Source organism: Streptomyces sp. NPDC051452 (genome assembly GCF_044454765.1).
GTDB lineage: Bacteria > Actinomycetota > Actinomycetes > Streptomycetales > Streptomycetaceae > Streptomyces.
The window spans coordinates 40205-60054 of sequence record NZ_JBITEB010000018.1; the positions used below are offsets into that span (position 1 = coordinate 40205).

At 72.5% G+C, this 19850-nt stretch carries 20 protein-coding genes and 1 riboswitch; of the genes, 10 read left to right on the plus strand and 10 right to left on the minus strand.

Annotation, left to right across the window (positions count from 1 at the left end):
• Positions 1 to 78: 78 nt before the first annotated feature.
• Positions 79 to 723: a hypothetical protein gene (locus tag ACIBA9_RS31580; RefSeq protein ID WP_399368405.1), complete on the plus strand. Its 645-nt coding sequence runs from the start codon at positions 79 to 81 to the stop codon at positions 721 to 723.
• Positions 724 to 758: 35 nt separating this feature from the next.
• On the plus strand, positions 759 to 1853 hold the full coding sequence (locus tag ACIBA9_RS31585) for a GNAT family N-acetyltransferase (protein ID WP_399368622.1): 1095 nt from the start codon (positions 759 to 761) through the stop codon (positions 1851 to 1853).
• On the opposite strand, the gene ACIBA9_RS31590 is transcribed toward ACIBA9_RS31585, so the two are convergent.
• Both ACIBA9_RS31590 and ACIBA9_RS31595 read right to left on the minus strand, forming a co-directional pair.
• A complete protein-coding gene (locus ACIBA9_RS31590) occupies positions 1835 to 2110 on the minus strand; it encodes a DUF4031 domain-containing protein (RefSeq protein ID WP_399368407.1) in 276 nt (91 codons plus the stop codon). The genes ACIBA9_RS31585 and ACIBA9_RS31590 overlap by 19 nt on opposite strands.
• 7 nt (positions 2111 to 2117) lie before the next feature.
• A complete protein-coding gene (locus ACIBA9_RS31595) occupies positions 2118 to 2504 on the minus strand; it encodes a hypothetical protein (RefSeq protein ID WP_399368409.1) in 387 nt (128 codons plus the stop codon).
• Between the two features lie 56 nt (positions 2505 to 2560).
• Here ACIBA9_RS31595 and ACIBA9_RS31600 point away from each other — a divergent pair, with 56 nt between their 5' ends.
• The 4 genes from ACIBA9_RS31600 (at position 2561) to ACIBA9_RS31615 (ending at position 6595) form a co-directional block, all read left to right on the plus strand.
• A complete protein-coding gene (locus ACIBA9_RS31600) occupies positions 2561 to 3466 on the plus strand; it encodes a MurR/RpiR family transcriptional regulator (RefSeq protein ID WP_399368411.1) in 906 nt (301 codons plus the stop codon).
• Between the two features lie 46 nt (positions 3467 to 3512).
• The gene (gene murQ, locus ACIBA9_RS31605; protein WP_399368413.1) at positions 3513 to 4436 is read left to right on the plus strand and encodes an N-acetylmuramic acid 6-phosphate etherase; all 924 of its coding nucleotides are present in this window, start codon (positions 3513 to 3515) and stop codon (positions 4434 to 4436) included.
• 16 nt (positions 4437 to 4452) lie between these two features.
• Positions 4453 to 5928: a PTS transporter subunit EIIC gene (locus tag ACIBA9_RS31610; protein ID WP_399368415.1), complete on the plus strand. Its 1476-nt coding sequence runs from the start codon at positions 4453 to 4455 to the stop codon at positions 5926 to 5928.
• A 97-nt stretch (positions 5929 to 6025) separates the two neighbouring features.
• Positions 6026 to 6595, plus strand: coding sequence for a hypothetical protein (locus ACIBA9_RS31615; RefSeq protein WP_399368417.1), 570 nt, complete (start codon positions 6026 to 6028; stop codon positions 6593 to 6595).
• A 4-nt stretch (positions 6596 to 6599) separates the two neighbouring features.
• Here the strand turns inward: ACIBA9_RS31615 and ACIBA9_RS31620 are convergent, their stop codons facing one another.
• From ACIBA9_RS31620 to thrC, 5 genes are all read right to left on the minus strand, one after another.
• Positions 6600 to 7727, minus strand: a complete 1128-nt coding sequence (locus ACIBA9_RS31620) for an NADH:flavin oxidoreductase (RefSeq protein ID WP_362158727.1) — start codon at positions 7725 to 7727, stop codon at positions 6600 to 6602.
• A 286-nt stretch (positions 7728 to 8013) separates the two neighbouring features.
• A complete protein-coding gene (groL, locus tag ACIBA9_RS31625) occupies positions 8014 to 9636 on the minus strand; it encodes a chaperonin GroEL (protein ID WP_362158728.1) in 1623 nt (540 codons plus the stop codon).
• Between the two features lie 387 nt (positions 9637 to 10023).
• Positions 10024 to 10227 (minus strand): cold-shock protein, encoded by a 204-nt coding sequence (locus ACIBA9_RS31630; protein ID WP_004929928.1) that lies wholly within the window; start codon positions 10225 to 10227, stop codon positions 10024 to 10026.
• A 449-nt stretch (positions 10228 to 10676) separates the two neighbouring features.
• Positions 10677 to 10955, minus strand: coding sequence for a MoaD/ThiS family protein (locus ACIBA9_RS31635; RefSeq protein ID WP_362158730.1), 279 nt, complete (start codon positions 10953 to 10955; stop codon positions 10677 to 10679).
• The gene (gene thrC / locus ACIBA9_RS31640) at positions 10952 to 12235 is read right to left on the minus strand and encodes a threonine synthase (RefSeq protein WP_399368420.1); all 1284 of its coding nucleotides are present in this window, start codon (positions 12233 to 12235) and stop codon (positions 10952 to 10954) included. The genes ACIBA9_RS31635 and thrC overlap by 4 nt, the downstream gene beginning before the upstream one ends.
• 17 nt (positions 12236 to 12252) lie before the next feature.
• Positions 12253 to 12395, minus strand: a riboswitch (SAM riboswitch).
• Positions 12396 to 12524: 129 nt separating this feature from the next.
• Between thrC and ACIBA9_RS31645 the strand changes: the two genes are divergently transcribed.
• Together ACIBA9_RS31645 and ACIBA9_RS31650 are read left to right on the plus strand one after the other, a co-directional pair.
• The gene (locus ACIBA9_RS31645; RefSeq protein WP_362158735.1) at positions 12525 to 13469 is read left to right on the plus strand and encodes a glucosyl-3-phosphoglycerate synthase; all 945 of its coding nucleotides are present in this window, start codon (positions 12525 to 12527) and stop codon (positions 13467 to 13469) included.
• 98 nt (positions 13470 to 13567) lie between these two features.
• Positions 13568 to 15010, plus strand: a complete 1443-nt coding sequence (locus ACIBA9_RS31650) for a trehalose-6-phosphate synthase (RefSeq protein WP_399368422.1) — start codon at positions 13568 to 13570, stop codon at positions 15008 to 15010.
• Here ACIBA9_RS31650 and otsB read toward each other — a convergent pair.
• From otsB to ACIBA9_RS31665, 3 genes are all read right to left on the minus strand, one after another.
• The gene (gene otsB / locus ACIBA9_RS31655) at positions 14998 to 15873 is read right to left on the minus strand and encodes a trehalose-phosphatase (RefSeq protein WP_399368424.1); all 876 of its coding nucleotides are present in this window, start codon (positions 15871 to 15873) and stop codon (positions 14998 to 15000) included. The genes ACIBA9_RS31650 and otsB overlap by 13 nt on opposite strands.
• Positions 15874 to 15946: 73 nt before the next feature.
• Complete coding sequence (locus ACIBA9_RS31660; RefSeq protein ID WP_362158742.1) at positions 15947 to 16171, minus strand: DUF3263 domain-containing protein; 225 nt, start codon at positions 16169 to 16171, stop codon at positions 15947 to 15949.
• A gap of 34 nt (positions 16172 to 16205) precedes the next feature.
• Positions 16206 to 17465, minus strand: coding sequence for an extracellular solute-binding protein (locus ACIBA9_RS31665; RefSeq protein ID WP_399368426.1), 1260 nt, complete (start codon positions 17463 to 17465; stop codon positions 16206 to 16208).
• A 145-nt stretch (positions 17466 to 17610) separates the two neighbouring features.
• On the opposite strand from ACIBA9_RS31665, the gene ACIBA9_RS31670 reads away from it, so the two are divergent.
• Together ACIBA9_RS31670 and nagA are read left to right on the plus strand one after the other, a co-directional pair.
• The gene (locus ACIBA9_RS31670; RefSeq protein WP_399368624.1) at positions 17611 to 18552 is read left to right on the plus strand and encodes an ROK family protein; all 942 of its coding nucleotides are present in this window, start codon (positions 17611 to 17613) and stop codon (positions 18550 to 18552) included.
• Positions 18552 to 19760 (plus strand): N-acetylglucosamine-6-phosphate deacetylase, encoded by a 1209-nt coding sequence (gene nagA / locus ACIBA9_RS31675; protein WP_399368428.1) that lies wholly within the window; start codon positions 18552 to 18554, stop codon positions 19758 to 19760. Before ACIBA9_RS31670 ends, nagA begins: the two co-directional genes overlap by 1 nt.
• Positions 19761 to 19850 lie beyond the last annotated feature (90 nt).

The following is a 19850-nucleotide window of genomic DNA, read 5'->3' on the forward strand; positions in this document are numbered from 1 at the left end:
CCGAGGATGTTCACCCGCCCTGGCCCGTCCCGGGGCCGGGATCGCCAGGGGCGGTGTGGGAGCGGAAGAATGGCGGGCATGGCAGATCCCGATGCCCTGCGCCCGCGTTTCGTCCGTGCGCTGGAAGCAGCCCGTGCCCCCGGCGGCGGTCCCGACGCCGCGCCGTACGCCGACGATCTGCTCGGCCGCTGGCAGGAGCCGCAGCGCCGCTATCACACGCTGACCCACCTGACGGCGGTGCTCGACCACATCGACACGCTGGAGCGGTACGCGGCCGACCCGGACGCCGTACGCCTGGCCGCCTGGTTCCACGACGCCGTCTATCTCCCCGAGCGGTCCGAGAACGAGGAGCGCTCCGCGCGGCTCGCCGAGCGCGCCCTGACCGAGGCCGGCGTGCCGGACGCGACGACGGACCGGGTGGCGCGGCTGGTCCGGCTCACCGTCACGCACGACCCGGCCGACGACGACCGCGACGGCCAGGTCCTGTGCGACGCCGACCTCGCGATCCTGGCCGCGCCCCCGTCGGCGTACGCGGCCTACACCGCCGAGGTCCGGGAGGAGTACCACTTCGTCCCGGGCGAGGACTTCCGGACGGGCCGCGCGGCGATTCTGCGCCAACTCCTGGATCTGCCCGCGTTGTTCCGCACCCCGTACGGCCGGGAGCGCTGGGAGGCCACCGCCCGTTTCAACCTCGCGGCCGAGCTGGAATTGCTGTCGACCTGAGGGGGCGCACCTTCTAGGGTGCGCCCATGGGAGCGATGAGCGGGGACGACGTAAGCAAGGCCGTCGAGGGCTGTGTGGCGGCTCTGCGGCCGGCGGTGGACCGGGACTGGGAGCGGGTCGGGGCCGGCTCGCTGGAGTGGAGCTGCCGGCAGACGGCCGAGCATGTCGCGGGCGCTCTCCTCGCCTACGCGGGCCAGTTGGCGGGCCGCGCCCGGGACGGCTACGTCCCCTTCTCCCTGACCCTGGACGAGGGCACCGACAACGCCGGTCTGCTGCACGTCGTCGAGACCGCCGGCGTGCTGCTGGCCACGACCGTGCGCACCACCCCGCCCGGCGTCCGCGCCTTCCACCCCCACCCCTTCGGCAGCGCCGACCGCGAGGGCTTCGCCGCGATGGGCGTCGCCGAGGTGCTGCTGCACACTCACGACCTGACCGAGGGGCTCGGGCTCGCCCACGCGCCGGACGAGGAGCTGGCCGAGTCCGTCCTGACCCGGCTCTTCCCGCACGTCCAGCCCGGCCCCGCGCCGTGGCCGACCCTGCTGTGGGCCACCGGCCGGGGCGAGTTGCCCGGCCGCGCCCGGGTCACCGACTGGCGTTGGCGCAACAACCTCGTCATCCCCGCCGAACGCCTCGCCCTCACCGGCATCCGCCCGGACGCCGCCCGCGATCTGCGCCTCGGCGGCGACGGGGGCCTCACCTGGATCGAGGGCGGCCCGTACGAGGGCACCCGGGAGGCCGCCGGCTTCCTGGTGAAGGGCTACGAAGCGGGCGTGCACCGGCCGGAGTTCGGGGTCTTCGCCCTCGTACGGCAGGAGGACGGCCGCGCCGTCGGCGGCATCGGCTTCCACGGCGCCCCGGACGAGGAGGGCCGGGTGGAGATCGGTTACGACCTCGCCGAGGGCGCCCGCGGCCGGGGCTACGCCACCGAGGCGGTGTGCGCGCTGACCGAGGCGGCCCTGGCCCGCGAGGACGTCGACGTGGTCCTCGCGACCATCGAGCACGACAACACGGCCTCGCAGCGCGTGGTGGCCCGGGCGGGCTTCGTGCGGGCCACCCTGGACGAGGAGCGGATCGCGCACGAGCACCACGCCGTGGACACCGGCCTCCGGCTCTACGTCCGCCGGGCCTGACACCCCTTGGGCCGGCGCAGTCCCGACGCCCGCAGCAGCCGCACCACCTCGCGGCTGCGGACCTCCACCGCGCCGGCGGCCACCGCGTCCGCGTACCGGTGCGACGGGATGTCGTAGTGATCGCGGTCGAAGGCGCGCGCGGGCACGCCCAACCGCTCGGCGAACCGGTGGAGTTCCTCGTAGGACACGTCGCTCACCAAGTGGGACCACATACGCCCGTGGCCGGGCCAGGCCGGAGGGTCGATGTACACGGTCACGGGCGCCTCACGAGGACGCCGCCCCGCCGGCCGCGGCCGACCCCAGCGAGCCGACGGCGGCGACCTTCACGCCCGCCTTGTGGCACACCCAGTGCGGGTCGGGGCCCAGCTCCGGTTCGACGTCCAGCGCGTGCGGGTCGCCCGTGCGGCACACCGGGCACAGCGGCCAGCGGCCGTACCGCTCCAGCAGCGCGTCCTGCACGTCCTGCGCGACCAGACCGGCCACGTAGGCGGCGCCGTCCGGCCACTGCTGCACCCACCAGCGCCGCCGGGTGACGGAGGCCTCGACCAGGGAGACCACGTCCGCCTCGGCGACCTCGCCCGCGACCAGATCGGCGAGCACCAGGGCGCGCGCGGCGTGCAGGACCTGTTCAAGGGGAGCGACGGGTTCCATGGCACCCATTGTGCGCACTCTTGACCACCGGACGGAACCGAAAATATCTTTCATACGTGACCCAGGACATGAAGGAAATTTTCGGCCGTCCGGGCGGCTCGCTCGCCGCCAAGGTGCGCACCCTCGCCCCCTCCATGACCCGGTCCATGCAGCGCGTCGCGGAGGCGGTGGCCGGCGACCCGGCCGGCTGCGCCGCCCTCACGGTCACCGGCCTGGCCGAACTCACCGGCACCAGCGAGGCCACGGTCGTCCGCACCGCCCGCCTCCTCGGCTACCCCGGCTACCGCGACCTGCGACTGGCCCTGGCCGGACTGGCCGCGCAGCAGCAGTCGGGCCGGGCGCCGGCGATCACCACCGACATCGCCGTGGACGACTCCCTGGCCGACGTCGTGACCAAGCTCGCCTACGAGGAGCAGCAGACCCTCGCCGACACGGCCGCCGGGCTGGACACCGCGCAGCTGGGCGCGGCCGTCACCGCGCTGGCCGGGGCCCGGCGGACCGACGTGTACGGCATCGGGGCGTCCGGGCTCGTCGCCCAGGACCTCACGCAGAAGCTGCTGCGGATAGGGCTCATAGCCCACGCGCACAGCGACCCGCACCTCGCCGTCACCAACGCGGTGCAGCTGCGCTCGGGTGACGTGGCGCTCGCGATCACGCACTCCGGCTCGACGGGGGACGTCATCGAGCCGCTGCGGGTCGCCTTCGAGCACGGCGCCACCACGGTGGCCATCACCGGCCGGCCCGACTCGCCGGTCACCCAGTACGCCGACCACGTACTGACCACGTCCACCTCGCGGGAGAGCGAGCTGCGGCCGGCCGCGATGTCCTCGCGCACCAGCCAACTGCTCGTGGTGGACTGTCTGTTCGTGGGAGTGGCACAGCGGACCTACGAGACGGCCGCGCCCGCCCTGGCCGCGTCGTACGAGGCGCTGGCCCATCGGCACCGCACCAACCCCAGGTGAGCACCAGCACACGAACCGGCACCCGAACCTTAGGAGAGCCGCCTTCATGACCTCCCCTGACCTGCGCACGGAACTCGCCTCGCTGACCACCGAGGCCTTCCGCCCCGAACTCGCCGACATCGACCGGCTGCCCACCCTCGACATCGCCCGCCTGATGAACGGCGAGGACGCGGGCGTGCCGACGGCAGTCGCCGGGCGGCTCCCGCAGATCGCCGCCGCCATCGACGCGGTGGCGGCGCGCATGCGACACGGCGGCCGTCTGGTCTACGCGGGCGCCGGCACCGCCGGACGGCTCGGGGTGCTGGACGCCTCCGAGTGCCCGCCCACCTTCAACACCGATCCCGCCCGGGTCGTCGGCCTGATCGCGGGCGGCCCCGAGGCCATGGTCAGCTCGGTCGAGGGCGCCGAGGACTCCGGGGAACTGGCCCGCGAGGACCTCGACGCGCTCGGGGTGAGCGCCGTGGACACGGTGGTCGGCGTCTCCGCCTCCGGCCGCACCCCCTACGCCCTCGGCGCGGTCCGGCACGCCCGCGCGCTGGGCGCCCTGACCGTCGGTCTGTCCTGCAACGCGCACAGCGCGCTGGCGGCGGCCGCCGAGCACGGCATCGAGGTCGTCGTCGGCCCGGAGCTGATCACCGGCTCCACGCGGCTGAAGGCGGGCACCGCACAGAAGCTGGTGCTGAACATGCTGTCGACGATCACGATGATCCGGCTCGGCAAGACGTACGGGAACCTGATGGTCGACGTCCGCGCGTCCAACGACAAGCTCCGGGCCCGCTCCCACCGGATCGTGGCCCAGGCCACGGGCGCGGACGACGAGGAGATCGAGAAGGCCCTCACCGAGACGGGCGGCGAGGTGAAGAACGCGATCCTCACCCTTCTCGCCGACGTCGACGGCCCGACGGCCGCCCGCCTTCTGGAGGAGTCCGGCGGCCATCTGCGCGCCGCGCTGGCGCGGGCGGCCCGCTGACCGCACGCTCGGGGACGTGCGCTACGACCCCCTCTCCACCGCGACCGCCGTCCTCACCCGGGTCGGCGGCCGGGCCAACGTCACCTCGGTGGCCCACTGCATGACCCGGCTGCGGCTGGGGCTCGCCGATCCGGCCGGCGCGGACCAGGAGGCGCTGCGCGCCGTGCCGGGCGTGCTCGGCTTGGTGGACGGCGGGGACGGCACCCTGCAGATCGTCCTCGGACCGGGGGTGGTCACGGAGGTCACGGCGGCCGTACACACCCTGCTGACGCGGCCGTCACCCGAGGGGAGCACCGGCCCACCGACGAAGCCCCCGCCCGAGCGCCCCGCCGGCCAGGGTGCCGGCCCCGACGAGGAGGAGCCGCGGCGGCGGGGCGCCACGCCCGTCAGGACCTCTCTGCGGCGGATCGCGAACGTCTTCCTCCCGCTCATCCCCGCGCTGATCGGCTGCGGCATCCTCGCCGGGCTCAACGGGCTGCTGCTGAACGCCGCCTGGCTGCCCGGGCTGACCCCGGCCCTGACCGCCGTCGCCTCCGCCTTCATGGCGCTGATCGCGGTGTTCGTCGGCTACAACACGGCGAAGGAGTTCGGCGGCACACCGGTGCTGGGCGGCGCGGTGGCGGCCGTCGTCGTCTATCCGGGCGTGGCCAAGGTGACCGCGTTCGGCACCCACCTGGTGCCCGGCCAGGGCGGGGTGCTCGGCGCCCTCGCGGCGGCGCTGCTGGCGACGCGGGTGGAGCGCTGGTGCCGGGGCCGGGTGCCGGGCGCGCTGGACGTCCTGCTCACCCCGACCGTGACCGTCCTCGTCACCGGTCTGGCCACGCTCTACGGGCTGATGTACGCGGCCGGCGTGGTCGCCTCGGCGATCGGCGCGGCGGCGAACTGGCTGCTGGCCACGACGGGCGCGGCGGCCGGGCTGGTCCTCGGCGGCCTGTTCCTGCCCCTGGTGATGCTGGGCCTGCACCAGGCCCTGATCCCCATCCACACCACCCTCATCGAGCAGCAGGGCTACACCGTCCTGCTCCCCCTGCTGTCCATGGCGGGCGCGGGCCAGGTCGGCGCGGCCCTCGCGGTGTACGTCCGGCTGCGCCACGACGTCCCCCTGCGCACGACGATCAGATCCGCTCTCCCGGCGGGCCTGCTGGGCGTGGGCGAACCGCTGATCTACGGCGTCTCGCTGCCCCTTGGCCGCCCGTTCCTGACCGCCTGCGTGGGCGGGGCGGCGGGCGGGGCGTTCGTCGGTTTCTTCGCCATGCTGGGCACCGAGGTGGGCGCCACGGCGATCGGCCCGTCGGGCTGGGCCCTGTTCCCCCTGCTCGCCGGGAACAGGGGTCCGGGCATGGCGGCGGCGGTCTACGGCGGCGGCCTGCTCACCGGGTACGCGGTGGGTTTCGCGGCGACGTTCCTCTTCGGCTTCCCCCGCCATGGCCGGCCGCCCACCACGCGGGAGGGGAAGCGGTCGCGGGCTGACGCCCGCCGGACGGCGGTGTAGCGCCGGGGCCCGCGGCGGCCGGGGCGCGTTACCGTCAAAGGGCCGGCCCGCTCGGCACCGCCCGGTCCCCAACTGTCGAAGGACGACGCGTACCGACATGAACCACGCCCAGCTCACCGCCCTGGGACGCGCGCTCCGGCTGCTCGGGGAGCACGGCGAGTCCCTGACGGCCGACTCCCCCGACGCCCGGCTGCACGAGGTCAAGGCCGATCTGCGGCGCGCCCTGGACCTGCTGGAGGAGAGCGTCGCGACCGGCGCGCCCACGACCCGGTGCCCCGAGCACCCGCAGGGGCCCGTCGACAAGGCCGCCGCCGATCTGTGTCTGCTGTGCGAGACCCGACGCCGGGCGGCCCGCCGGTCGGAGTACGGCAGCCGGCCGAACCCGGCGGGGCCGGCCCCCGCCGCCCCCTCCCGTTACGGGGTGCGGGGTGACCGGCCCCAGCCCCAGCAGCGGTGGCTGCCGGAGGCGTGGAACGGGCGCGAGTGGCAGCTGTGCGGTACGCCCCGGCGGGACCGGCGCGAGGCCGAGACGTATCTGGCCGCCGAGCGGCGTTCGTCCCGGCCCGCCATGGCCTACCGGCTGGTGCACGAGTTCACCGACTACGAGGTGCTGCGCGTCTGGGGCACGCCCGTCCAGACCGACATCGAGCCCCTGGGCAACCTGTAGGGCGTCAGCTGAGGGTCTTCAGCGCGGCCGCGTCGTACGGCTTCAGCTCGTCCAGGCGGTCGGAGAGGATCTTGGCCGCCCACTCGGGGTCCTGCAGCAGGGCGCGGCCGACGGCGACGAGGTCGAACTCCTCGGCCTCCAGGCGGTCCAGGAGGTTGTCGATGCCCTTGACCTCCGAGCCCTCTCCCTGGAACGCCTTGACGAAGTCGCCGTCGAGACCGACCGAGCCGACGGAGATGACCGGCTTGCCGGTGAGCTTCTTGGTCCAGCCGGCCAGGTTCAGGTCCGAGCCGTCGAACTCGGGCAGCCAGTAGCGGCGGGTGGAGGCGTGGAAGGCGTCGACGCCGGCGGCGGCCAGCGGGGTGAGGATGGCCTCCAGCTCCTCGGGGGTCTCGGCGAGGCGGGCGGTGTAGTCCTGCTGCTTCCACTGCGAGTAGCGGAAGATGACCGGGAAGTCGGGGGAGACCGCGGCGCGGACCGCGGCGACGATCTCCGCGGAGAACCGGGTGCGGGCCACCGGGTCGCCACCGTAGGCGTCGGTGCGGCGGTTGGTGCCGGCCCACAGGAACTGGTCGAGGAGGTAGCCGTGGGCGCCGTGCAGCTCCACGCCGTCGAATCCGATGCGCTCCGCGGCGGCGGCGGCCTCGGCGAACGCGGCGATGACGGCGTCCAGGTCGGCCTGGGTCATGGCCTTGCCGGTGGGCTCGGCGCCCGCGGTGGTCAGGCCGGAGGGGCCGACGGCGGGGGCGTCGGCGTAGGGCGGCTCGCCCTGGTTGCGGACCATGCCGATGTGCCACAGCTGCGGGACGATCGTGCCGCCGGCCGCGTGGACGTCCTCGGCGACCTTGGCCCAGCCCGCGAGCTGCTCCTCACCGTGGAAGCGCGGGACGCTGTCGCTCTGCCCGGCCGACTCGTGGCCGACGTAGGTTCCCTCGGTGACGATCAGTCCGACACCGGCGGCGGCGCGGCGCGCGTAGTAGGAGCGCACGTCCTCGCCGGGGATGCCGCCCGGGGAGAACATCCGGGTCATCGGCGCCATCACGATCCGGTTCGGCACGGTCAGGCCGTTCAGCGCGATCGGGCGGGAGAGGATCTGGGCCGCGCGGGAGGCGGCGGGCGTGGTGACGGTCACGGAATGACTCCTCGGGTGATTGCTGACCAGGGGGTATGTGCGCGCGCATTGTTGCACCTCCTGAAATAACGGTCGCCACGGCGCCCGCATTCCATTCCCGCCCCGGCCTTCACGTGACGCCGCTCACACTCCGCCGATCGAGCCGCCGCCCCGCTCCGCGGCACCGCCACCCGCCGCGAGGCCACACCCGGACAGGACCCCGGGAACGCCCGAGGGCGGCACCCCCAGCCAGAAGCTGGAAGTGCCGCCCTCGGTCCGCAGGACAGGCGATCAACCCTCGGGTCGATCAGAAGTCCATGTCACCGCCCGGCATGCCGCCACCGGCAGGCGCGGCGGCCTTCTCCGGCTTGTCGGCGATGACGGCCTCGGTGGTGAGGAACAGCGCGGCGATGGAGGCGGCGTTCTGCAGCGCGGAACGGGTCACCTTCGCCGGGTCGATGATGCCCTCGGCGACCAGGTCGACGTACTCGCCGGTCGCGGCGTTCAGGCCGTGGCCCGGGGTCAGGTTGCGCACCTTCTCCACCACGACACCGCCCTCGAGGCCGGCGTTGACGGCGATCTGCTTCAGCGGGGCCTCGAGCGCGATGCGCACGGCGTTGGCGCCGGTCGCCTCGTCACCCTCGAGCTCCAGCTTCTCGAAGACCTGGGAGGCCTGCAGCAGGGCCACGCCACCACCGGCGACGATGCCCTCCTCGACGGCGGCCTTCGCGTTGCGGACGGCGTCCTCGATGCGGTGCTTGCGCTCCTTGAGCTCCACCTCGGTGGCGGCACCGGCCTTGATGACCGCGACACCGCCGGCGAGCTTCGCCAGGCGCTCCTGCAGCTTCTCGCGGTCGTAGTCCGAGTCGCTGTTCTCGATCTCGGCGCGGATCTGGTTCACGCGGCCCTGCACCTGCTCCGAGGAGCCGGCACCGTCGACGATGGTGGTCTCGTCCTTGGTGATGACGACCTTGCGGGCGCGGCCCAGGAGGTCCAGGGTCGCGTTCTCCAGCTTGAGGCCGACCTCCTCGGAGATGACCTCGCCGCCCGTGAGGATGGCGATGTCGCCGAGCATGGCCTTGCGGCGGTCACCGAAGCCCGGGGCCTTGACGGCGACGGACTTGAAGGTGCCGCGGATCTTGTTGACGACCAGGGTCGACAGGGCCTCGCCCTCGACGTCCTCGGCGATGATCAGCAGCGGCTTGCCCGACTGCATGACCTTCTCCAGCAGCGGGAGCAGGTCCTTGACCGAGGAGATCTTGGAGTTGGCGATGAGGATGTACGGGTCGTCGAGCGACGCCTCCATCCGCTCCATGTCGGTGGCGAAGTACGCCGAGATGTAGCCCTTGTCGAAGCGCATACCCTCGGTGAGCTCCAGCTCCAGACCGAAGGTCTGGGACTCCTCGACGGTGATGACGCCTTCCTTGCCGACCTTGTCCATCGCCTCGGCGATCAGCTCGCCGATCTGGGTGTCGGCGGCGGAGATGGACGCGGTGGAGGCGATCTGCTCCTTGGTCTCGACGTCCTTCGCCTGCTCCAGCAGGGCGGCGGAGACGGCCTCGACGGCCTTCTCGATACCGCGCTTCAGAGCCATCGGGTTGGCGCCGGCGGCGACGTTGCGCAGGCCTTCCTTGACCAGGGCCTGGGCGAGCACGGTCGCGGTGGTCGTACCGTCACCGGCGACGTCGTCCGTCTTCTTGGCGACTTCCTTGACCAGCTCGGCGCCGATCTTCTCGTACGGGTCCTCGAGCTCGATCTCCTTGGCGATGGAGACACCATCGTTGGTGATCGTGGGGGCGCCCCACTTCTTCTCGAGGACGACGTTGCGGCCCTTGGGGCCGAGCGTCACCTTCACGGCGTCCGCGAGCTGGTTCATGCCGCGCTCGAGGCCGCGCCGCGCCTCCTCGTCGAACGCGATGATCTTGGCCATGTGAAGTGGTCCCTCCAGGACTGGGGGTGATTCCTTCGGACCGCGCCCGCGCCCGCGACGGACGGCTCGCCGGCCTTGTGGTTCCTTGCCCCACCCGGCCTGCGGGCCTCACCGACCCGGTCCTTCGTTGTCACTCTCACCTTCAGAGTGCTAACGCAATGATTAGCACTCGGCATGGTCGAGTGCAAGCGCCTCCGAGGGGAACAGCGGGGCGCTCAGCCACCCGCGAACACGACGACACTGGGTCACGCGCGGGCGCGGGGGGCACGCGCGGGCGCGCGAGGCATGCGCGGGCGCGCAGGGGGCACGCGCCGGCCGCGCACGCGCGCCCGCACGACGAAGGGCCCACACCCTCTGCGAGGTGCGGGCCCTTCGTACAGAAAACGTTCAGGCGCTGAGGCGAACCATGTCGGCCTGCGGGCCCTTCTGGCCCTGCGAGATCTCGAACTCCACCCGCTGGCCCTCTTCCAGGGTGCGGTAGCCGTCCATCTGAATGGCGCTGTAATGGACGAAGACGTCCGCACCACCGTCGACCGCGATGAAGCCGTACCCCTTCTCCGCGTTGAACCACTTGACGGTGCCCTGAGCCATGCCTAACTCCCCTATTACTGGCCCTTGCACAGATCCACACTTCGCGGACCCGGGTCAGACCTCGCCCTCCTCCGAAAAGGCCGGGGGGCGTGCGCCGGAACGCGTCGACCGCGGCTGAATGTATCTGTCCAACTGCCCTCTGCAACAGGTCAATCGGACGAGAATTCTGGACGGTCCCGGTCCGGAATGTGGCGAGAATTCGCCCGAATTCAGGGCAAGTCGGGCTCCACAAAAACCACAAAAGCCGCATAAAGCCCGCGCACTTTGGCTACTTCTTATCGGGCTGTGCGGCATGAATCCAGGGCCCGCGACCCGAGGATCGCGACCGTGTTCCCCAACTCTACCGCGCTCAATCACACAGAATTGCCCCCTCCGCTTCTCTCACGGAGGGGGCAATCCCATGAACAATACGTAACCGCTGTTACCGAAGGTAATGATCGGTCATTCCGTCAGCAGCCGCCCGCGACGGCCGGAATGATCGACACACCGGCGCCCTCGGGGGTCGCCGTCTCGAGGCCCTGCTCGAAGCGGACGTCGTCGTCGTTGACGTAGACGTTGACGAACCGGCGCAGCCTGCCCTGGTCGTCCAGCACCCGGGCGGCGATCCCCGCGTGGTTCTTCTCCAGGTCCTCGATGACCTCGGCGAGGGTCCCGCCCTCGGCGGCGACCTCGGCCCGCCCGCCGGTGTAGGTGCGCAGGATGGTCGGGATGCGAACGGTCACGCTCATGCGAGGCCAGCCTCTCGGAAGGAGTCCAGGGTGGGGCGGATGGTGGCGGTCAGGCCGGTGCCGGCCACCGCGTCGAGGGTCTTCAGTCCGTCGCCGGTGTTCAGCACGACCGTGCTCTTCGCCGGGTCCAGCACGCCCTCCTTGAGCAGCTTGCGGGTGACGCCGACGGTCACCCCGCCCGCCGTCTCCGCGAAGATGCCCTCGGTGCGCGCCAGCAGCTTGATGGCGTCCACGATCTCCTCGTCCGTCACGTCCTCCACGGAACCGCCGGTGCGGCGCGCGATGTCCAGGACGTACGGCCCGTCGGCCGGGTTGCCGATGGCGAGGGACTTGGCGATGGTGTCCGGCTTCTGCGGGCGGACCACGTCGTGGCCGGCCTTGAAGGCGGTGGACACCGGCGAGCAGCCCTCGGCCTGCGCGCCGAAGATCTTGTACGGCCGGTCCTCGACCAGTCCCAGCTCCACCAGCTCGCGCAACCCCTTGTCGATCTTCGTGAGCTGGGAGCCGGAGGCGATGGGGACCACGATCTGGTCCGGCAGGCGCCAGCCGAGCTGCTCACAGATCTCGTACGCCAGGGTCTTGGACCCCTCCGCGTAGTACGGCCGCAGATTGACGTTGACGAACCCCCAGCCGTCGCCGGCCGGGTCGCCGATCAGCTCGGAGCAGAAGCGGTTCACGTCGTCGTAGTTGCCCTCGATGCCGACGAGCTCCCCGCCGTAGACCGCGGCCATGACGACCTTGCCCTGCTCCAGGTCGTGCGGGATGAACACGCACGAACGCAGGCCGGAGCGGGCCGCCGCGGCACCCACGGCACCGGCGAGGTTGCCGGTGGAGGAGCAGGAGAGGGTGCTGAAGCCGAAGGCGCGGGCGGCCTCCAGGGCCTGGGCGACGACGCGGTCCTTGAAGGAGTGCGTCGGGTTGCCGGAGTCGTCCTTCACGTACAGACCGCCGGTCACGCCCAGCTCGGCCGCCAGGTTGTCGGCCTTGACCAGCTTGGTCCAGCCCGGGTTGAGGTTGGGCTTGTCGGCGACGTCGGCCGGCACGGGCAGCAGCGGCGCGTACCGCCAGATGTTCGCGGGGCCCGCCTCGATACGCGCCCGCAGCTCCTCGGCGTCATAGCCGGAGAAGTCGTAGGCGATCTCCAGCGGACCGAAACACTCCGCGCAGGCGAAGACGGGGCCGAGGGGGACGCGGTGACCGCACTCGCGGCAGCTCAGGGCCGCGGCGGGCCCGAGGTCGACGGTGGGATTGCCGGTGCTTGCAACTGTCTGCGCAGCCATGGAGGCGAGGCCCTTTCTCCTCATCTTCCTCGCGACGCGTCTCGCCGCGAGACGGATTTGGCACCTTCCCTAGCCGGGAGCCTCGCGTGGAAGACGAGTGCCGGCTGGAGGGTTGCCGGGGCTTCATCGGGCCGTGTCCCTCTGCCCCTCTGGATGAGCGGTATTCGGTTGTGAACGCGCGCGACCCCCGACATGCGATGGTCACCGGCGTTGTTCAAGACTGTAACCGAAGGCCAGGACAGTTGAGATAGTCGTCCGAACCGCGAGACAACGTGAGGAGCCGCAGACCGTGCTGGAAGAAGTCGAGCGCTGGCTGGCCACCCGCTCCTGGTCCGTGACCGATCGTCCGCTCCACGGGCTCCTGGCCGCAAAGCAGCGCACGGGGCAGACGATCAGCGTCGTCCTGCCCGCGCTCAACGAGGAGGAGACCGTCGGCGACATCGTCGCGGTGATCCGGCACGACCTCGTGGAACAGGTGCCGCTGGTCGACGAGATCGTCGTCGTCGACTCCGGCTCCACCGACCGCACCTCGGCGGTCGCCGCCGCGGCGGGCGCCCGGGTCGTCCACCGCGACGACATCCTGCCCCGGCTCCCCGCCGTCCCCGGCAAGGGCGAGGTGCTCTGGCGCTCGCTGCTGGTCACCGGCGGGGACATCGTGTGCTTCATCGACGCCGACCTCAGGGAGTTCTCCTCCGACTTCGTCTCCGGGATCGTCGGTCCGCTGCTCACCGACCCCGGCGTGCACCTCGTCAAGGGCATGTACGACCGCCCGCTCGGCGGCGCCACGGGACAGGGCGGCCGGGTCACCGAACTGATGGCGCGCCCGCTGCTGAACCTGCACTGGCCGCAGCTGGCCGGTTTCGTGCAGCCGCTGGGCGGCGAGTACGCGGCCCGCCGCTCCCTGCTGGAACGGCTGCCGTTCCCGGTGGGCTACGGCGTGGAGCTGGGGATGCTGGTGGACGCCCTGCACCTGGTGGGGCTCGACGCGCTGGCCCAGGTGGACGTGGGCGTGCGCAAGCACCGCCACCAGGACGGCCAGGCGCTGGGCCGGATGGCGGCGGCCATCTACCGCACCGCCCAGCTGCGGCTGGCCCGCGGACACCTGGTCCGGCCCTCCCTCACCCAGTTCGAGCGGGGCGCGGACGGATTCAGGCCGCGCACCTACTCCGTGGACACCGAGGAACGGCCGCCGATGACGGAGATCGCGGAGTACGCGGCACGCCGGGTGGCCTGAGGGACACGGGCGGCCGCCGCCGGAGAACGGCCGTATACAGCCCCTTGCGGGGCGGACCGTACGTTTGAGCGTTTCCGGGCCGGGCTAGGTTGAGGCGTATGGCTTCCACGCACGGTGCTGAGGTGCTGGTCGCGTCCAATCGCGGCCCGGTTTCGTATCAGATGCTCGACGACGGCTCACTGCGCGCCAAACGGGGCGGCGGCGGGCTGGTCTCCGGGCTGTCGGCCATCGGGCCGGACACCGACGCGGTGTGGGTGTGCGCCGCGCTGGGCGACGGTGACCGGGCGGCCGTGCGGCGCGCGGGCGGCGGGCTGCTGCCGGCCGAGGAGACCGGCGGGCAGCGGGTACGGATGCTGGACATCGACGCGACGGTGCACGCCGAGGCGTACAACGGCATCGCCAACTCGGTGCTCTGGTTCGTCCACCACCTGCTCTACCAGACACCGCTGGAGCCGGTCTTCGACGCGGAGTTCCGGCGGCGGTGGGCCTCCTACGAGGCCTACAACCAGGCGTTCGCCGAGGCGCTCGCCGAGGAGGCGGCCGAGGGCGCGGCGGTGCTGATCCAGGACTACCACCTGGCCCTCGCCCCCCGGATGCTCCGCCGGCTCCGCCCCGACCTGCGCATCGGCCATTTCTCGCACACCCCGTGGGCGCCGCCGGACTACTTCCGTCTGCTGCCCGACGACATCGCGGCCGAGCTGCTGACCGGCATCCTGGGCGCGGACCGGGCGGCCTTCCTCACCCGGCGCTGGGCGGACGCCTTCCGGGACTGCTGTCACGCGGTGCTCGGCCCGGGCATCCCCTCGGGCACCCGGATCGGCGTGCACGGGCTCGGCGCGGACGCCGACTTCCTGCGCGAGCGGGCCCACGAGCCGGACGTCGACGAGCGGATGGCGGCACTGCGGGAGGAGATCGGCGAGGGCCGCAAGGCCATCGTCCGCGTCGACCGCACCGAGCTGTCGAAGAACATCGTGCGCGGGCTGCTGGCGTACCGGCAGCTGCTCGAGGACCACCCCGAGTGGCGCGAGCGGGTCGTCCACGTGGCGTTCGCCTACCCCTCCCGGCAGGACCTGGCCGTGTACCGCGACTACACGGCCGAGGTGCGGCGGGTCGCCGACGAGATCAACACGGAGTACGGGACGGCCGGCTGGACGCCGGTGGTACTGCACGTCAAGGACGACTTCGCGCGCTCGCTGGCCGCCTACCGACTCGCCGACGTGGCGCTCGTCAACCCCATCCGGGACGGCATGAACCTGGTCGCCAAGGAGATCCCGGTGGTCTCGGACGAGGGCTGCGCGCTGGTGCTGTCCCGGGAGGCGGGGGCGTACGAGGAGCTGGGCGAGGACGCGATCGTGGTGAACCCCTACGACATCACGGGCACGGCACGGGCGCTGCACCAGGCGCTGACCCTGCCCGACGGCGAGCGGGCGGAGCGGTCGAAGCGGCTGGCCGCGGCGGCGACGGCGCTGCCGCCCGCCCGCTGGTTCCTGGACCAGTTGCACGCCCTGGACGAGGACGCCCCGGGCGGTCAGTCCAGCTGAGCCGCCAGCCTGCGCAGCAGGTCCACCACGCCCGCCGGGCCGTCCACCACCAGGTCGGCCCGCGCGGCCAGTTCCGTCACCTCGCTGCTGCCGCTGCACACCAGCAGCCCGGGGACACGGTCGGCGCGGAGCTTGTCGACGGCGGCGAAGGCGGGCAGGTCGCCCAGGTCGTCGCCGGCGTAGAGGACCGACTCGGCGCCGGTGCGGCGGAGGTGGTCGCTGAGCGCGACGCCCTTGTCCATGCCCGGCGGGCGCAGTTCCAGCACCATCCGGCCGGGCTCGACGATCAGCCCGTGGCGGGTGGCGAGCTCGGTGAGGGGTTCGCGCAGCGCCTCGAACGCGGCCTGCGGGTCCTCGGCGCGCCGGGTGTGGACGGCGACCGCCCGGCCCTTCTCCTCGATCCACGTGCCCTGCCAGGCGCCGGCGCGTTCCAGCAGGCCCGGCAGCTCCGCTCGGACCTCCGCCACGCCGGGATGCGGGGGTGGCGCGGTGATGGTGCCGGTGGCCGCGTCCCAGCGCTCGGCGCCGTAGTGCCCGAGGACGGTCAGGTGCTCCAGGCCGGGGACGCCCGCGAAGCCGCCGTTGCGCACCGCGACATCGGCGGGCCGGCCGGTGATCACGGCGACCGAGGCCACCTTGGGGGCGAGCGCGGCGAGCGCGGGCACCGCCTCGGGGTGGGCGCGGGCCTGCTCGGGGTCGGCGACGATCGGCGCCAGCGTGCCGTCGAAGTCCAGGCCGATCACCGCGGTGCGGGGACGGGCCAGCAGGGCGGCCAGTCCGTCCCGGCCCGCCGGGGTGGCCGGGGTCGGCAGGGGTTTCGTGGGGTTGGCCGGGTCCGGTGAGTCGGTCGTGTGGATGCCCATATGACCGACCCTATCCACGCGAGGCCGACTCCACTCCTCGGCACCGCGCGCGACGCGCGGCCGGGGCCGCGCGTCAGCGCTCCGCGCGGCGGGTCTCGCGGACGCGGCGCAGGCGGTTGACCGTCACCGGGTCGTGGGCCAGGGCGCGCTCGTCGTCCAGGAGGGCGTTGAGGAGCTGGTAGTAGGTGACGGGGGAGAGGCCCAGCTCCTCGCGTATCGCCCGTTCCTTGGCGCCGGGGCCGGGAAAGCCCCGGCGCTCCAGCGCGAGGACGGCTTGTTCGCGGCTGCCGAGTTCCATGGGGGCCACGGTAGCGCCGGGCACCGACAGCCGGTCAGTTGGCGGCGTCGCTGTCGGCCGCCGTGGCGGTGGCCTGCAGCCGGGTCAGGACACCGGAGGGGCTGCCGCCGGGGGCGACGGCCTGGCCGATGTTCTTCTTCACCTCCGCGCTGACCGACGCCCAGGAGGTCTTGCCGACCGGGTACAGCTCGGAGGTGGGCAGCTGGTCGAGGAAGGGGCGCAGGGCCTTGTCGGAGGCCTTGTCCGACTCGCTCATGGTGTTGGAGGCGGAGCCGGTGACCGGCAGCAGCCCGTACTCGCGGGAGAAGTCCAGGACGTTCTTCTCGCTGTAGACGAAGTCGAGGAAGTCGCCGGCCTGGTCGGCGTGCCCGTTCTGCCTGAAGCCCATCATCCAGTCGGTGACGCCCATCGAGGCCCGGGCCGTACCGGTGCGGCCCGGCATCGGCACCATGCCGAACTTCACGCCCTTCTTGGCTGCCTGCTGGATCAGCGTGGGGTGGCCGTTGAGCATGCCGACCTGGCCGTCGGCGAAGGCGGCGAAGGCGTCGGCGCGGTTGAGCTTGCCGGGGGCGACCGGGCCGGTCAGCCCCTTGCCGACCAGGTCGTCCTTGAGCCAGCCGAAGGTGTCGACGTTCTGCGCGGAGTCGATGGTGTAGGTGCCTATGTCGTCGGTGTAGCCGCTGCCGCCGCTGCTGCCGTTGCCGCCGCTCAGCAGCCACTGCATGGTCTCGGCCTGGGCCTCCTCGGGGCCGAGGGGCAGGGCGTAGGGGTACTTCACGCCCTTGCTCTTGAGTGCCTCGGCGTCGCCGGCCAGCTCGTCCCAGGTGGTGGGCGGGGTGATGCCGGCCTTGGCGAAGAGGGTCTTGTTGTAGAAGAGCACCCGGGTGGAGGCGGCGAAGGGGATGCCGTACTGCGTGTGCTTCCACTGGCCGGCGTCCGAGAGCTGGGACAGCAGGTCGGCCTGGGTGCGGATGGAGAGCAGGTCGGAGGCGGGGTAGAGCTTGCCGGCGGCCGCGTAGTCGGCGTAGGCGCCGATCTGGGCCAGGTCGGGGGCGTGCCCGGCGTCCACCATCTCCTTGACCTTGCGGTCGACGTCGTTCCAGGAGTAGACGCTGACCTCGACCTTCACCCCGGGGTGCCCGGACTGGTAGGCGTCGGCGAGGGCGTTCCAGTACTTCTTGGAGCTGTTGGCGGCCGAGTCGCCGTAGTCGGCCGCGACGAGTCTGAGGGTGACGTCGGAGGAGCCCGTACTCCCGCAGCCACCGAGGACCGCTGTCATGCCCATGGCAGACATTACCGCGATCGTTCCTGCCGTACGCCGACGCACCGTCAAAGCCCCAACCCTGCCGTCTGACCGTTCGATATATGGACCCATAAGGTCTACACCACGCGAGTGGACTAGACCTCTCCCGGGTGCGGGGGTCACACTAGGGGCCGTGGTGAGACATGTCATCGCCCTGGACGTGGGCGGTACCGGGATGAAGGCCGCCCTCGTCGGCGACGACGGCGCACTGCTGCATCGCGCCCGCCGCGCCACCGGGCGCGAGCGCGGACCCGATGCGGTGATCGAGGCGATCCTCGACTTCGCCGCCGAACTGCACGCGTACGGCCTGGAGCACTACGCGCGGCCGGCCGCCGCGGCCGGGATCGCGGTCCCCGGCATCGTCGACGAGGAGCGGGGCACCGCCGTCTACGCGGCCAACCTCGGCTGGCGGGACGTCCCGCTGCGCGACCTGCTCGCCGCACGGCTGGGGATGCCCGTCGCCCTCGGGCACGACGTGCGCACCGGCGGTCTCGCCGAGGGCCGCATCGGCGCGGGACGCGGCACGGACCGCTTCCTGTTCGTGCCGCTCGGCACCGGGATCGCCGGCGCCATCGGCCTGGACGGCCGGGTGGAGGCGGGCGCGCACGGTTTCGCCGGCGAGATCGGCCACATCGTCGTACGGCCCGGCGGCACCCCCTGCCCGTGCGGGCAGCGCGGCTGTCTGGAGCGGTACGCCTCCGCGTCCGCCGTCAGCGAGGCCTGGGCGGCGGCCGGTGGGAACCCGGAGGCGGACGCCGCCGACTGCGCGAAGGCCGTCGCCTGCGGTGACCCGGACGCCGTCCGCATCTGGCAGGTGGCCGTCGACGCGCTCGCCGACGGGCTGGTCACCGCGCTCACCCTGCTGGACCCACGCACGCTGATCATCGGTGGTGGCCTGGCCGAGGCGGGGGAAGTGTTGTTCGAGCCGCTGCGGGATGCCGTCCGGCGGCGGGTCACCTTCCAGAAACTGCCCGCCATCGTCCCCGCCGCCCTCGGCGACACCGCCGGGTGCCTGGGCGCGGGACTCCTCGCCCAGGATCTCCTCAACCACACCGAGCGTACGGAGGTAACCCCCTGATGGCAGCCGACCCAGGGGCGCGGGGAACTGCGCGACCGGCCACGACCCACCCGCGGCCCGCCACGGCCGGGACCCCCCTTGTGCTGTCAGGCGCCCACGTGGTCCTCCCCACCGGAACCGTCGAAGCGGGCCAGGTGATCGTCGACGGCACCCGCATCACCGGCACGGCACCCCCGAACGCCCAGGTCATCGACGTACGCGACCACTGGCTGGTCCCCGGGTTCGTGGACATCCACAACCACGGCGGCGGCGGAGCGTCCTTCTCCGGCACGGTGGACGACGTGCTGACGGCCGTCCGCACCCACCGTCTGCACGGCACCACCACGCTGGTCGCCTCCACCGTCACCGACGAGATGGACCTGCTGGTGCGGCAGGCCGGGTTGCTGAGCGAGCTGGCCGAGCAGGGCGAGATCGCCGGTATCCACTTCGAGGGGCCGTTCATCTCGCCGTGCCGCAAGGGCGCCCACTCCGAGGCGCTGCTGCGCGACCCGGAACCGGCCGAGGTCCGCAAGCTGATCGACGCGGCGCGCGGCAAGGCCAGGATGGTCACCCTCGCCACCGAACTGCCGGGCGGTATCGACTCCGTGCGGTTGCTCGCCGAGCACGGTGTGATCGCGGCGATCGGCCACACGGACGCGACGTACGAGCAGACGGTCCAGGCGATCGACGCGGGCGCCACGGTCGCCACCCACCTCTTCAACGCGATGCCCGCCCTGGGCCACCGCTCCCCCGGCCCCATCGCCGCCCTGCTGGAGGACGAGCGGGTCACCGTCGAGCTGATCAACGACGGCACCCACCTGCACGCCGCCGCGCTGGAACTGGCCTTCCACCACGCCGGGGCCGACCGGGTCGCCTTCATCACCGACGCGATGGACGCGGCCGGCATCGGGGACGGCCGCTACATGCTCGGCCCGCTGGAGGTCGAGGTCAGCGAGGGCGTGGCCCGGCTGGTGGAGGGCGGCTCGATCGCGGGCTCGACACTGACCCTGGACCGGGCGTTCAAGCGGGCGGTGACCGTCGACGGGCTGTCGGTCGCGGACACCGTGACGGCGCTGTCGACGAACCCGGCCCGGCTGCTCGGCCTCTCCGACCGCGTCGGCTCCCTGGAACCCGGCAAGGACGCCGACCTCGTGCTGCTGGACGCCGACTTCGGCCTCAAGGGCGTGATGCGGCAGGGAGAATGGGTGGTGACGCCCCAACTGCCCTGACCGTACCGCGCCTCACAGGACGGTGACCGGTCCACGCACTGGGCCGGACGCCGTCTCCCTGGCATGATCGTGCCCCCGGAAATCGTTCGA